This window comes from Dermacoccus abyssi, assembly GCF_003515945.1.
GTDB classification, from domain to species: domain Bacteria; phylum Actinomycetota; class Actinomycetes; order Actinomycetales; family Dermatophilaceae; genus Dermacoccus; species Dermacoccus abyssi.
Genome location: NZ_QWLM01000005.1, coordinates 38,469 through 51,865 on the forward strand (window position 1 = coordinate 38,469; position 13,397 = coordinate 51,865).

Here is a 13,397-nt window from a genome sequence, read left to right on the forward strand (position 1 = left end):
CGAACGCGCCGGGTCGGGAGCCGGCGAGGGGTGTTTCGGTGCGGTCAGACCGCGATCGGTGCCTTGATCGTGGGGTCGGCCTCGTAGCCCTCGAGGCGGATGTCGTCGAGGTCGAAGCCGTCGATGTCGCGAATCTCGGGGTTGAGCACGAGGCGCGGTAGCGGCTTCGGCGTGCGCGTCAGTTGCAGCTGCGCCTGCTCGAGGTGGTTGGAGTACAGGTGCGCGTCGCCGAGGGTGTGGACGAAGTCGCCGACCTCGAGGTCGGTCACCTGCGCCACCATGTGCGTGAGCAGCGCGTAGCTCGCGATGTTGAACGGCACCCCGAGGAACACGTCGGCGCTGCGCTGGTAGAGGCCGCACGAGAGCTTCCCGTCGGCGACGTAGAACTGGAACATCGTGTGGCACGGCGGCAGGGCCATGTCGTCGACGTCGGCGACGTTCCACGCGGAGACGATGTGGCGACGGCTGTTCGGGTTCGTCCTGATCGCCTCGACGACCTGCGCCAACTGGTCGACCTGCCGGCCGTCCGGGGTGGGCCAGCTGCGCCACTGGTGGCCGTAGATCGGGCCGAGGTCGCCGAACTCGTCGGCCCACTCGTCCCAGATCGAGATGCCGCGTTCGTGCAGCCAGCCGACATTGGTGTCACCGCGCAGGAACCACAGGAGTTCACCGAAGACCGAACGCAGGTGAAGCTTCTTCGTCGTGGTGACGGGAAAGCCCTGGGACAGATCGAAGCGCATCTGGTGGCCGAACACGCTGCGGGTGCCGGTACCGGTGCGATCGCCCTTGACGGCGCCTTCGTCGAGGATGCGCGTGAGGAGGTCGAGATACTGCTGCACCCGGCAACTGTACGGCGCTGCCCCCACACAGCCGTGCCCGTGTCGAGTGCCGGACTGCCTCGCGCGAGGCTTCGGGCCACAGCCGGAGGCCGTGCATTAGCCTGGGGCGCATGACGACGACACCTTTCGGACGCATGGTCACGGCCATGGTCACACCGATGAAACCTGACGGCTCCATCGACTACGAGGGTGTGGCTCGCCTCGCGAACCACCTCGTCGACAACGGACACGACGGCCTCGTCGTCAACGGCACCACCGGTGAGTCCGCGACGACCACGGACGAGGAGAACGTCGAGACCGTCCGCGCCGTCGTCGACGCCGTCGGCGACCGCTGCGCCGTCACCGCAGGCGTCGGAACGAACGACACCGCACACTCGGTGCGCGCGGCCAAGGCGCTCGCGGCCGTCGGCGCCGACGCCGTGCTCGTCGTGACTCCGTACTACAACAAGCCGACGCAGGCCGGCATCGTCGAACACTTCAAGGCCGTTGTCGGTGCCACCGATCTGCCCGCGATGGCGTACGACATTCCGAGCCGCACCGCCACGCCGCTCGCGAGCGACACGATCCGTGAACTGGCCAAGATCGACCAGATGCTCGCCGTGAAGGACGCCAAGGGCGACTTCTTCGAGGCGACCAAGCTCATGAACGAGACCGACCTGCTCTGGTACTCCGGTGACGACGTCTCCAACCTCATCTGGCTCAGCCTCGGCGCCGTCGGTCTCGTCTCCGTCGTCGGACACGTCGCCGGTAACGAGTTCCGCGCCATGATCGACGCCGTGGACGCCGGCGACATGACACGCGCCCGTGAGCTGCACACCCGGCTCATCCCGGCCATCGACGCCCTGATGAACACCTCGCAGGGCGCCATCATGGCCAAGGCCGCCATGGCCGACAAGGGTGTCATCGACAGTGACTTCATCCGCCTTCCGCTGCTGCCCGCCACGGACGACATGCGTGCGCGCCTGCGCGAAGGCCTGAGCGAATCGGGACTTTCGTGAACGACACCGCACTCGAACTGAGCGCACCGCCCGCCCTGGCCAAGAACGGCGTCCGCGTCGTCGCCCTCGGAGGCCTCGGCGAGGTAGGGCGCAACATGACCGTCGTCGAGTACGAGGGTCGACTGCTCATCATCGACTGCGGCGTGCTCTTCCCCGAGGACCATCCCGGCGTCGACCTCATCCTCCCGGACTTCGAGTACATCAAGGATCGCCTCGACGACATCGAGGCCATCGTGCTCACGCACGGCCACGAGGACCACATCGGCGCCGTGCCGTACCTGCTGCGCATGAAGAGCGACATCCCGCTCATCGGCTCGACGCTGACCCTCGCGCTCATCGAGGCGAAGCTCAAGGAGCACCGCATCCGCCCGTACACGATGGCGGTCAAGGAAGGTCAGCGCGAGCAGATCGGCCCGTTCGACTGCGAGTTCGTCGCCGTCAACCACTCCATCCCCGACGCCCTGGCCGTCTTCGTGCGCACCGGCGGCGGAACGATCCTCGGCACCGGCGACTTCAAGATGGACCAGCTGCCGCTCGACGGGCGCATCACCGACCTGCGCGCCTTCGCCCGCCTCGGTGAGGAGGGCGTCGACCTGTTCCTCACGGACTCGACGAACGCCGAGGTGCCCGGCTTCACCACGCCGGAGAAGGACATCACACCCGCCATCGAGCGCGTCTTCGAGCGCGCCGAGCGCCGCATCATCGTGGCCTGCTTCTCCTCACACGTGCACCGCGTCCAGCAGGTGCTCGACGCCGCCGAACTGTACGGCCGCAAGGTCGCCATGGTCGGCCGCTCCATGGTGCGCAACATGACGATCGCCGCCGACCTCGGCTACCTCAAGGTGCCCGACAACGTGCTCGTCGACGTCAAGAAGCTCGACCAGCTCGAGGACGACAAGGTCGTTCTCATCTGCACCGGCTCCCAGGGTGAGCCCATGGCCGCCCTCGCCCGCATGGCCAACCGCGACCACCGCATCGACGTCGGCCCCGGCGACACCATCCTCATGGCCAGCTCGCTCATCCCCGGCAACGAGAACGCCGTCTACGGCCTCATCAACGGCCTCATGCGCCTCGGCGCCAACGTCGTGCACAAGGGCAACGCCATGGTGCACGTCTCCGGTCACGCCTCCGCCGGCGAGTTGCTCTACTGCTACAACATCGTCAAGCCGAAGAACGTCATGCCGATCCACGGCGAATGGCGCCACCTCGTGGCCAACGGCAAGCTCGCCGCAGCCACCGGAGTGCCCGCCGAGCAGGTGCTCCTCGCCGAGAACGGCGTCGTCGTCGACCTCGTCGACGGCAAGGCCGCCATCACCGGCGCCGTGCCCGTCGGTTACGTCTACGTCGACGGCTCCCTCGTCGGCACCACCGACGAAGACATGCTCAAGGACCGCCGCGTCCTGCGCGACGAAGGCTTCATCACCATCACCGTCGTGCGCAACGCCTCCACCGGAGAGATCGTCGCCGGCCCCGACATCCGCACCCGCGGATTCGCCGAAGGCGACGAGGTCTTCGAACGCATCCGCCCCAAGATCGAGCAGGCCCTCGCCGACGCCCGCGGCAAGGGCATCACCGACACCCACCAGCTCCAGCAGGTCATCCGCCGCACCGTCGGCGGGTTCGTCGGAGGCAAGCTGCGCCGTCGGCCGATGATCATTCCGATTGTTCTGAACGCGTAGCCGGCGCTTCGCGCCGGCGGAGCGTTCAGAACAATCGGTCGCGGTGTGGTTTCACGCGCAGGGATGGACCTCGCAAGCTCGGCCTCCCCGGCGCGTGAAACCACACCGCTGCATTGTTTGGCGCGTCTTCCGGCCAGGCCCTGGCGGGCCTGTCTCGGTGCAACACACGGCCGTCCGCTTCTCGGAGTGGGCGGCTTTCGTATGGCTGTCACCGGCCCGTGGTCGGCGCAATTTCCGCCCGCCAAGCCATGGCGGCGTCTGGGTAGTCACTTGACGGTCGGACGCGGGCCCGGGCAACCGGGCGTACTGGTGCCCTTCTCGGCACTCCTTCCGGGCATCCTCCGGGCAAGGCCATTGCGAATGACTCGGGCCGCCGGTCCCCAGAACCGGCGGCCCGAGCCGTCCGTCACCAGGGGCGGGGCTCGCTCAGATCCCGCTCGTCACCCACCGGTGCCCAGCCGATGCCCGGCGTGTGCATGTACTCGAACGCCGGCCCGCGCTCCACGAGCGCACGCACCGCTGCGACGAGACGGTGCGCATGCTCCACCGTCGTCGCGAGGCCGATGGAGGCGCGCACCGCCGTAGCGCCCTTGCCGAGCCGCTCGTCACACAGCAGATGCGCACAGAAGCGGCCGTCGCGCACCGCAATGCCGTGCTCGTCCGCGAGCACCTGAGCCACGAGCGTCGGATCGTACCCGTCGACCGTGAACGTCGTGACGCCGACACCGTCGACAGGCTCCTCGTCGGAGCCGAGCACGTGAAGAATCTGCACACCCGGCAGCGCGCTCAAACCGTCGCGGATGATGCCGTGAACGCGGTGCTCGTGGTTCTCGATCGCGTGACGGTGAGCGCGCAGCTTCGCCGCGGCCGCCGCGAGAGCGATAGCGCCGACGGCGTTCGGCGTGCCGCCCTCGTGCCGTGCCGGGCCCTCGGACCACACGACGTCGTCCGTCGTCACCCGCTTGCTCGCACCGCCGGCCGGAAGGTACGGATCGGCTGCATCAAGCCAGTCTGCGCGACCCGCGAGAACGCCGGCGCCGTACGGGGCATACATCTTGTGACCCGAGAACGCGACGTAGTCGACGCCCCACGCGGCGACGTCGATGACGCGGTGCGGAGCCAGCTGCGCCGCATCGACGACCGACCGTGCCCCGTGGGAGCGCGCGACGGCGGCCAGTTCACCGATCGGCCAGATCTCCCCGGTCACGTTGCACGCGCCCGTGATGACGACGAGCGCGGGCGCATCCGACGTCGCGCGGAAGCGGGAGAGCGCGGCGTCGACGGTGGCGATCGCAGCCTCGGGGGAGGACGGCACCGACAGTCGCGTCGTGCGCTCGGCGGGCCAGGGGAGGAGCGCCGCGTGGTGCGCGGATTCGAAGACGAAGACCTGAGCGTTGTCGGGCAGGACGTGGGCGAGCAGAGCCAGCGCATCCGTGGTGTTGCGCGTGAAGACGACGTGGCTGTCCTTGCCGAGACCGACGAAGTGCGCCACCTCCGAACGCGCCTCCTCGAACCAGCTGGTCGTCAGACGCGAGGCGTACCCCGCCCCGCGATGAACCGAGCCGTAGGTGCGCAGGATGCGCTCCGCAGCCTCGGCAACGCCCACGAGGGCCGGAGCAGTGGCACCGTGATCGAGGTTCGCGAACTCGACAACCGTGTGGTGCAAGGTCGGCACACCGACGCCGTCCGAGACGGTTGCAGGGGTGGCCCGGGCGCTCGCCCGAACAGCAGAGAGGGAAGCGGGCAACGACTTCGGCTGACGGGTCGCAGCGAGCGTCGAAAGGACAGAACTCATAAGGAGACTCCTTCGTCAGGGGTCCGCCCGACGAGAGGCGTCGCGAACCCGCACTTGCTGCGTGCGGTCGCACGCAGCCAGGTCGTCACCCGGAGCACCCCACCGCGGTGGAGGGTTGCCGTCCAGCAAGCCGGGGCTGTGCGCTGGAACTCGTGACCGGGCAACACCGTGACACGCGACTCCTCGAACCGTCCACGAATGTGCCCGAGGTCGCCCGGATGGTGAGATGCGACTCGCTGTTCACGCCGCCCCTCGGGGCCGCCAGATCGTCGCGAGGTCCCCGGCGTGGGGCCGAAGAACTGCGCGCCTTCTCCCGTAATCTGGCCGGGTGGCGACACGGAAAACACCCCCGAACGACAGCGTTCTCGTAGCGAAGAAGAGTGCCCCGAACAGTCGGAGCACCACCTCCTCGCGCGCCCGCACCACCCCGGCGAAGAACGCGCCCCGCAAGCAGGCGCCCTCCAAGAGCGCGCCCGGCAAGGGGCGCGGTTCGAGCTCGGCTCAGCAGGGCCCGTCGGCCTCCAGCCGTGCCGCTCGTGGCGCCTGGATGGGGGTTTCCCACGTCGCCGGAGGCGCCGTGCGTCGTGTCGGCGCCAGCGCCGCCGAACTCGAGCCGGAGCACCGTCGCGACGGCATCGGCTTCTTCCTCCTCGCCCTCGGCATCGTTGTCGCGGCGCGCGAGTGGTGGAACCTGCCCGGCATGTTCGGTGACATCGTCCACGCCGTCGCCGCGGGAACGTTCGGCGTCATCGCCTACGTCCTGCCTGTCGTGTTCATCGGCATGGGTCTGCACATGTTCCGCCACCCGCGCGGCCACCAGCCCACCCACCGCATGTCGATCGGTCTCGGCATCCTCGCCCTCGGCTCCACCGGTATCGCTCACCTCGTCGGCGGACGCCCGGCCGCGGGTGACGTCGACGCCGTGCGTGACGCCGGCGGAGTGCTCGGCGTCATCTCCGGTGGCCCGCTGGCCGCAGGCCTGACGCTCTGGGGCGCCGGCGTCATCCTCGGCCTCGTGTCGTTCTTCGGTTTCCTCGTGCTGACGCGCACGCCGGTCAACCGCATCCCTCAGCGTCTGCGTGAGGTTGAGGCCACGATCTTCGGCGGTCACGCTCCGACCGAGGAGCGCGACTACGCCCAGCGCGACGCCGTCGCCGACGACCTGCACGGCGCCGACATCGGCAACCGTGCGCGCGGCGGAGCACCCCGCCGCGCCGCCGACGTGCACCACGGCGACGAGCCGTACGAGCAGGCAGCAGAGGTCGTCGGCCGCGGTCCGCGCGGTCGCGGGCGTGGCTCGCGCAAGACCCTCGGTCGTCAGCGCGGCGAGCAGCAGATCTACGACATCGACACGATCGAAGGCGGCGACCCGGCGGACGGCTCCGCCGACGAGGGCGAGCGCGCCACGTCGGCCGGCGCGGCAGCTCTGGCTCGGGCCCGCGGCTCGCGTGCGACCACGTCACGCCCGGCCACCACGGACGAGGCCGACACCGCCGCCGTCGAGACGGCCGGTGGCTCCAAGCAGCGTCCGGGCGAATCGCCCAAGGCCGCCGCAGCCCGCCAGGAGACGGCGCAGCGCCCGGCCGCCGAGGTGCCTCAACGTCAGGTCGAGGCTCAGCCGACGGAGCAGCTCCCACAGCGCGTCGAGCAGCTCGCCCTCGCCGGCGACATCACGTACACGCTGCCCGAGTCGACCCTCCTCGAGGAGGGCACGCCGCCCAAGGAGCGTTCGGCCGCGAACGACCGCGTCGTCGACGCGCTCACCGAGGTGCTCGACCAGTTCGGCATCGACGCCGTCGTCTCCGGTTTCACCCGCGGCCCGACGGTCACGCGTTACGAGGTCGAGCTCGGCCCCGGCGTCAAGGTCGACCGCGTCACGGGTCTGAGCAAGAACATCGCCTACGCCGTGGCCAGCGCCGACGTGCGCATCCTGTCGCCCATCCCGGGCAAGAAGGCCATCGGTATCGAGATCCCGAACGCCGACAAGGAACTTGTCAGCCTCGGTGACGTGCTGCGCAGCCAGGCGGCCCGCAACAATCACCACCCGATGGTCATGGGTGTCGGTAAGGACGTCGAGGGTGGCTACGTCGTGGCCAACCTCGCGAAGATGCCGCACATGCTCGTCGCCGGTGCCACCGGTGCCGGTAAGTCGAGCTTCGTCAACTCGATGATCACCTCACTCCTCATGCGGGCCACGCCCGAAGAGGTGCGCATGGTGCTCGTCGACCCCAAGCGCGTCGAGCTGACGGCGTACGAGGGCATCCCGCACCTCATCACGCCGATCATCACGAACCCGAAGAAGGCCGCCGAGGCTCTCGAGTGGGTCGTGCGCGAGATGGACGCGCGCTACGACGACCTCGCCGCGTTCGGCTACAAGCACATCGACGAGTTCAACAAGGCCGTGCGTGCGGGCAAGGTGACCCTCCCGCCGGACAGCAAGCGCAAGCTCGCGCCGTACCCGTACCTCCTCGTCGTCGTCGACGAGTTGGCGGACCTCATGCTCGTCGCGCCGCGTGACGTCGAGGCCTCGATCCAGCGCATCACGCAGCTCGCGCGTGCCGCCGGTATCCACCTCATCCTCGCGACGCAGCGCCCGTCGGTCGATGTCGTCACCGGCATCATCAAGGCCAACGTGCCGTCGCGTCTGGCGTTCGCGACGTCGTCGCTCGCCGACAGCCGCGTCGTGCTCGACCAGCCCGGCGCCGAGAAGCTCCTCGGTCAGGGTGACGCGCTCTTCCTGCCGATGGGCGCGAGCAAGCCGATGCGTGTGCAGGGCGCGTGGGTCAACGAGTCGGAGATCCACGGCGTCGTCGCGCACGTCAAGGCTCAGCTCGCGCCCAACTACCGCGAGGACGTTCAGCAGACGGCGCCCAAGAAGGAGATCGACGAGGACATCGGTGACGACCTCGACGTGTTGCTGCAGGCGGCCGAGCTCGTCATCACGACGCAGTTCGGTTCGACCTCGATGCTGCAGCGCAAGCTGCGCGTCGGCTTCGCCAAGGCCGGTCGCCTCATGGATCTGCTCGAATCGCGAGCCATCGTCGGCCCGTCCGAGGGGTCGAAGGCGCGCGACGTCCTCGTCAAACCCGAGGATCTGCCGACGACGCTGGCCCTCCTCAAGGGCGAGGACGTGCCGGAGCCGGACGGTGCTGGCGACGGCCCCGTCGACCTTGTGGCCCAGTCACAGGACGCGATCCCCGCCCAGGGGGAGCAGTACTACGACGGGCACGACGGCGGCGACGGCTCCGAGGACGCCTGGGAACTGACGCAGAACGGCCGCTGACGGAGAACTGAGACAACGACGACGGCGCCGCACCCGAGAGGTGCGCGCCGTCGTTCTGTCTGCTTCGCGGGGCGTGGCGTGTCCCGCCTCAGACGGGCTTGTTGTCAGCTTGGTCGTCACCGGCGTCCTCGGAACGGACGGCTCTGACCTCGCCGATGATCGCCTCCATCGTTGCCGTGATGTCGACCTGGCCGCTCACCGGGCCGGCGAGGAGGTGCTCGTCGGGACCGATGGCGAACAGCGATGGCGTGCCGAGGCGCATCATCGTCGCGACGGCGCGCGGCTCGTCGATGAGCGCGCGGTTCGGTTCGATGCCGTACGGCGCCAGCCCCTCGACCTCGGTCTCGTGGCCGACGATGCAGAAGATGGGAACGCCGCGCAGCGAGGCCTGCCACGTGGCGACGGAGTTCAGTACCTCCTTGCACGACCCGCATCCGGTGCTGACGTAGAGCAACACGGTCGGCCCGGCCCGGCCGATGTCCATGAGCGAGACCTTCGTGCCGGTGCCGTCGGTGAACAGCGCGTAGGGCGTCGGGCGCGTGACGTACTCGTCGTCTTCGACGACGTCTTGGGTCTCGGCCACTTCGGTGTCGGTCACCGGGAGGTCGGCAGCGTCGTCGACGGCGGGAGCGGGGGATGACTGGACCACGGGAGCCGGTGTCGCGCGGGCTGGCGGCGTCTCGAGGGACGTCTGCGTCACAGACGCGCCGGGAGCGTTCTCAGCGGCCGCGTCGTCATCGGCCGCAGGCTGTTCGACGGCCGACAGTTCTTCGCTGATCTCGTCGAGGAGCCCCAGGACGTTGCCCTTGCCGCTCACCGCACCGCCGGCGAGCATTCCGTCGGCGCCCAGCAGGACGGCGGTCGGGTTGCCGCCTGCGAACAGGCGGCCGATCTCGAAGGACGGGTCGAACATCACGTCGAAGTCGCCTTCGTCCTGCAGTCCGGTGGGTTCGTCCGGATCGCCGCTCAGCACGATGACGGTGCGCAGGTTCTCGTGCTTGTGCTGCCACGTACGGGCCCGCTCGATCACGGGGAGGCACGAACCGCAGTGCGGCGAGACGAGGAGCAGGAGGACAGGGCTGCTGTAGGCCATCTCGCGCAGGGTGACGCCGGCGTCCTCGCGGGTGCGCAGCACGGCGTAGGGGATGGGTTGACGCACATAGTCGTCGCCCGCGTCGCTGGGCGCAGATGCTTCCTGCCCGCCGCGGTGCCCCGCGATGAGCCACGTGAGCACGATGCCGACGAGCACGGCGAGGAGCCAGGCCCAGGCCTCGCCGTCGAAGTCGGCGCACCGCGCCACGACGCTGCGCCCGCGTGTCGCGTCGTAGAGCGTGACGAGCGCCAGGGCGACGAGCACCGCGTTGCGCACGGCGGTGAAACGGTCGACCGTCCCGAGACCCAGCTTGCCGAAGCACGAGCAGGTCACCGGCTCGTCGAAGCCCAGAGCGCGCACGATGACGACGAGGTACGCGACGAACACCGCGAGCGCGACGAGGGCGACGACGACGGCGAGCGCTCCTGACGTCACGAGAAGTGCCAACGCGAGCATTAGTTCCGCGAACGGCAGCAGCGTGGGTGCCTTCAGCCGAGTCAGCACGCCGGGAAGACGCAGGCTGACAAACGCTTCACCGACCGTCTCGCGGTCCACGAGCTTGGCCACCCCCGAGGCTGCGAGTACGAGCGACAGGAGCAACGGAGCAGTGGTCAGTGGCGCGTCATACACAGCGCTCAGCATAGGTGGCACCCCGCGCGTCGTCGGGCGCGGTGACGGTGCGCCACTACACTCGGTGCCATGACTTCCGCCCCCTCACGAAGCGTCGCCGTCGTCACCCTCGGGTGCGCGCGCAACGAGGTCGACTCCGAGGAACTGGCCGGTCGCCTCTCGGCCGAGGGCTGGACCCTCGTCGACGACGCCGCTCAGGCCGACGTCGCCGTCGTGAACACGTGTGGCTTCGTCGAGCAGGCGAAGAAGGACTCCATCGACGCTCTCCTCGAGGCGAGCGACCTCAAGGATTCGGGCCGCACGCAGGCCGTCGTCGCCGTCGGCTGCCTCGCCGAGCGTTACGGCAACCAACTCGCGGAGCAGCTTCCCGAGGCGGACGCCGTGCTCGGCTTCGACTCCTACTCCGACATGAGCTCCCACCTCACTGCCGTGCTCAACGGCCACAAGCCGGAGGCCCACACGCCAGGGGACCGTCGTAAGTTACTGCCGATCTCGCCGGCCAAGCGTCAGGAGGGAGCCTCCGGCCTCGCGCTGCCTGGCCACGGCGACGCTCCGACGCTCGAGCCCTCCGACGTGGAAGTCGCTTCGCCGGTGAGTACGCCGCGCGTCATTCGGGCTCGTCTTGACGGACGCCCGTGGGCCCCGCTCAAAATCGCTAGCGGTTGCGACCGACGGTGCGCGTTCTGCGCCATCCCGGCCTTCCGCGGCGCGTTCCTGTCCCGCCGTCCCTCCGACGTTCTCGCCGAAGCGCGTTGGCTCGCGGAGCACGACGTCAAGGAGGTCTTCCTCGTCTCGGAGAACTCGACGTCGTACGGCAAGGACCTCGGCGACCTGCGTCTGCTCGACACCATGCTTCCCGAACTCACCGCCATCGACGGCATCGAGCGTGTGCGTGTGTCGTACCTGCAGCCTGCGGAGATCCGCCCCGACCTGCTCGACGTCATGGCGAACACGCCCGGCGTCGCGCCGTACTACGACATCTCCTTCCAGCACGCCTCCGGGCCGCTCCTGCGCACGATGCGCCGCTTCGGTGACCGCGAGTCGTTCCTCACGCTCCTCGACGACGTGCGCCACCGCACGCCGAACGCCGGCATCCGCTCGAACGTCATCGTCGGCTTCCCCGGCGAGACCGAGAAGGATCTCGAGGAACTCGAGCAGTTCCTCGTCGCCGCGCGTCTCGACGTCGTCGGTGTCTTCGGTTACTCCGACGAGGACGGCACCGAGGCCGAGAGCTACGCGGACAAGGTACCCACGGACGAGATCGAAGCCCGCCTCGAGCACTTCCGTACGCTCACCGAGGAACTCAACCTCCAGCGAGCCGAGGAGCGCGTCGGAGAACGCCTCGACGTCCTCATCGAGGCGGAGGAGGACGAGGACGGCGAACTGCGTTTCGTCGGCCGCGCCGGACAGCAGGGCCCCGACGTCGACGGCGTCACCTACGTCGAGACGAGCGACGGGCGCCCCCTCGCCATCGGCGACATGGTGAGCGTCGAGGTCGTCGCCACCGAAGGCATCGACCTCGTCGCCGAGGTGCGGTGAAGCGGATGAGCGATCACGAGACCGAGACGCCCACCGGGGCGCGCAAGCCCGTCAGCACCTGGAACCTCGCGAACGTTCTCACGATGGGCCGTATTGCCCTCGTACCGTTCTTCGCCTGGTTCCTGCTCGCCGACGGCGGTGAGGACACCACCTACCGCATCATCGCGTTCGTCCTGTTCGTCGTCGCCTCGATCACCGACCGCATCGACGGCCAGATCGCCCGATCCCGCGGCCTCGAGACCGAGTTCGGCAAGCTCATGGACCCGATCGCCGACAAGGCGCTCATGGGCATGGCCTTCATCGGGCTGTCGATCATCGACGTGCTGCCGTGGTGGGCCACGATCGTCGTGCTCGCCCGCGAGCTCGCCATCACCGCGCTGCGCTTCGTCGTCATCCGTCACGGCGTGATGCCCGCGAGTCACGGCGGCAAGCTGAAGACGGCCCTGCAGGCGCTCGCCGCCGGGCTCTTCGTCCTGCCGCTTCCGGACTGGGGCCACATCGGGGCATGGGTCGTCATGGCGGCCGCCATCGTCGTCACCGTCGCGACAGGCATCGACTACTTCTTCCGCGCCGCCAAGCTGCGACGTGAGAGCGCCCGGACGGCGCGGGCGCGCTCGACGCAGTCATGGGCGAGCAGGACCGGCGCACCGTGACCGAGAACGACTCGGCCGATCTCGCGACGCGTCTCGTCGAGCAGCTGCGTGATCGTGGCCTGACGATCGCCACGGCCGAGTCCCTCACCGCCGGCCTCGTGAGCGCGGGTATCGCCGACGTTCCCGGCGCCAGCGCCGTGCTGCGCGGGGGAGCCGCGACCTACGCGACGCCCACCAAGGCCGCGGTGCTCGGCGTCGATGCCGACCTGCTGCGTGAGCGCGGTGCTGTCGACGCCGACGTCGCTCTCGAGATGGCTCACGGTGCCGTACGCCTCTTCGCGGCAGACCTCGCCGTGGCCACCACTGGCGTCGCAGGACCCGCCATCCAGGACGGCCAGGACGTCGGAACCTGTTACGTCGCCGTGGCGTTCTCCGGGGAATCTTCGGGTGAGCGAGGGCGTTGCCATGTCGACAGGTTTCAGTTCGTGGGGGATCGCGCCGAGATCCGTCGGGCAGCCGCCTGGGCGGCCTGGCAGATGGCGCTCGACCACACGCGGTGAACACCCGTTGGGGTTGTCACCCCTCAGCGCTATGTTGGAACCTGACATCGCCAATCGCGCGCACCGATGCGCCGTCGCCAGGAGGAAAGCATGATCTTGCTTCGCGAACAGCTCGGTGACGTGCTGCGCCAGCAGCGCCGCGCACAGGGGCGCACCCTGCGCGAGGTTTCGAAGACGGCCCGCATCTCGCTCGGATACCTCAGCGAGATCGAGCGCGGCGAGAAGGAAGCCTCCTCGGAGCTGCTCGCTGCGGTTTGCGAGGCTCTCGAGCTGCCCATGTCCGAGACGCTGTCGCTCGTCGCCGCGAGCGTTCAGGCAGCGGAGAAGGCCAGCGCCCCCGTCGTGCTGCACCCGCAGCGTGACGCGGTGGCCCGCGCCGCCTGACGCA

The 13,397-nt window shown here is 69.2% G+C and carries 10 protein-coding genes and 1 riboswitch; of the genes, 7 read left to right on the forward strand and 3 right to left on the reverse strand.

From position 1 onward, the window contains the following. Window positions 1-44: 44 nt before the first annotated feature. Complete coding sequence (locus D1832_RS06060; RefSeq protein WP_118913073.1) at window positions 45-839, reverse strand: thymidylate synthase; 795 nt, start codon at window positions 837-839, stop codon at window positions 45-47. Window positions 840-949: 110 nt separating this feature from the next. On the opposite strand from D1832_RS06060, the gene dapA reads away from it, so the two are divergent. Next, a complete protein-coding gene (gene dapA, locus D1832_RS06065; RefSeq protein ID WP_118913074.1) occupies window positions 950-1,837 on the forward strand; it encodes a 4-hydroxy-tetrahydrodipicolinate synthase in 888 nt (295 codons plus the stop codon). Then, the gene (locus D1832_RS06070; RefSeq protein ID WP_047311389.1) at window positions 1,834-3,516 is read left to right on the forward strand and encodes a ribonuclease J; all 1,683 of its coding nucleotides are present in this window, start codon (window positions 1,834-1,836) and stop codon (window positions 3,514-3,516) included. The genes dapA and D1832_RS06070 overlap by 4 nt, the downstream gene beginning before the upstream one ends. A gap of 406 nt (window positions 3,517-3,922) precedes the next feature. Here the strand turns inward: D1832_RS06070 and D1832_RS06075 are convergent, their stop codons facing one another. Further along, a complete protein-coding gene (locus tag D1832_RS06075; protein WP_118913075.1) occupies window positions 3,923-5,311 on the reverse strand; it encodes an aminotransferase class V-fold PLP-dependent enzyme in 1,389 nt (462 codons plus the stop codon). A 45-nt stretch (window positions 5,312-5,356) separates the two neighbouring features. Then, window positions 5,357-5,469, reverse strand: a riboswitch (SAM riboswitch). Window positions 5,470-5,858: 389 nt separating this feature from the next. Here D1832_RS06075 and D1832_RS06080 point away from each other — a divergent pair. Then, window positions 5,859-8,594, forward strand: a complete 2,736-nt coding sequence (locus tag D1832_RS06080) for an FtsK/SpoIIIE family DNA translocase (protein WP_182434696.1) — start codon at window positions 5,859-5,861, stop codon at window positions 8,592-8,594. A gap of 88 nt (window positions 8,595-8,682) precedes the next feature. On the opposite strand, the gene D1832_RS06085 is transcribed toward D1832_RS06080, so the two are convergent. Further along, on the reverse strand, window positions 8,683-10,317 hold the full coding sequence (locus tag D1832_RS06085; protein WP_147362632.1) for a MauE/DoxX family redox-associated membrane protein: 1,635 nt from the start codon (window positions 10,315-10,317) through the stop codon (window positions 8,683-8,685). 69 nt (window positions 10,318-10,386) lie between these two features. Between D1832_RS06085 and rimO the strand changes: the two genes are divergently transcribed. The 4 genes from rimO (at window position 10,387) to D1832_RS06105 (ending at window position 13,393) form a co-directional block, all read left to right on the forward strand. Further along, window positions 10,387-11,856 carry a 30S ribosomal protein S12 methylthiotransferase RimO gene (gene rimO, locus D1832_RS06090; RefSeq protein WP_118913078.1) on the forward strand — a complete coding sequence of 490 codons (1,470 nt, stop codon included), beginning with the start codon at window positions 10,387-10,389 and terminating at the stop codon, window positions 11,854-11,856. A gap of 5 nt (window positions 11,857-11,861) precedes the next feature. Continuing rightward, entirely contained in the window at window positions 11,862-12,509 is a 648-nt protein-coding gene (pgsA, locus tag D1832_RS06095) for a CDP-diacylglycerol--glycerol-3-phosphate 3-phosphatidyltransferase (protein ID WP_118913079.1), read from the forward strand. Continuing rightward, window positions 12,506-13,009, forward strand: coding sequence for a CinA family protein (locus D1832_RS06100; protein ID WP_241510892.1), 504 nt, complete (start codon window positions 12,506-12,508; stop codon window positions 13,007-13,009). Before pgsA ends, D1832_RS06100 begins: the two co-directional genes overlap by 4 nt. 90 nt (window positions 13,010-13,099) lie before the next feature. Further along, the gene (locus D1832_RS06105) at window positions 13,100-13,393 is read left to right on the forward strand and encodes a helix-turn-helix domain-containing protein (RefSeq protein WP_047311399.1); all 294 of its coding nucleotides are present in this window, start codon (window positions 13,100-13,102) and stop codon (window positions 13,391-13,393) included. The last annotated feature ends 4 nt before the right edge of the window (window positions 13,394-13,397 follow it).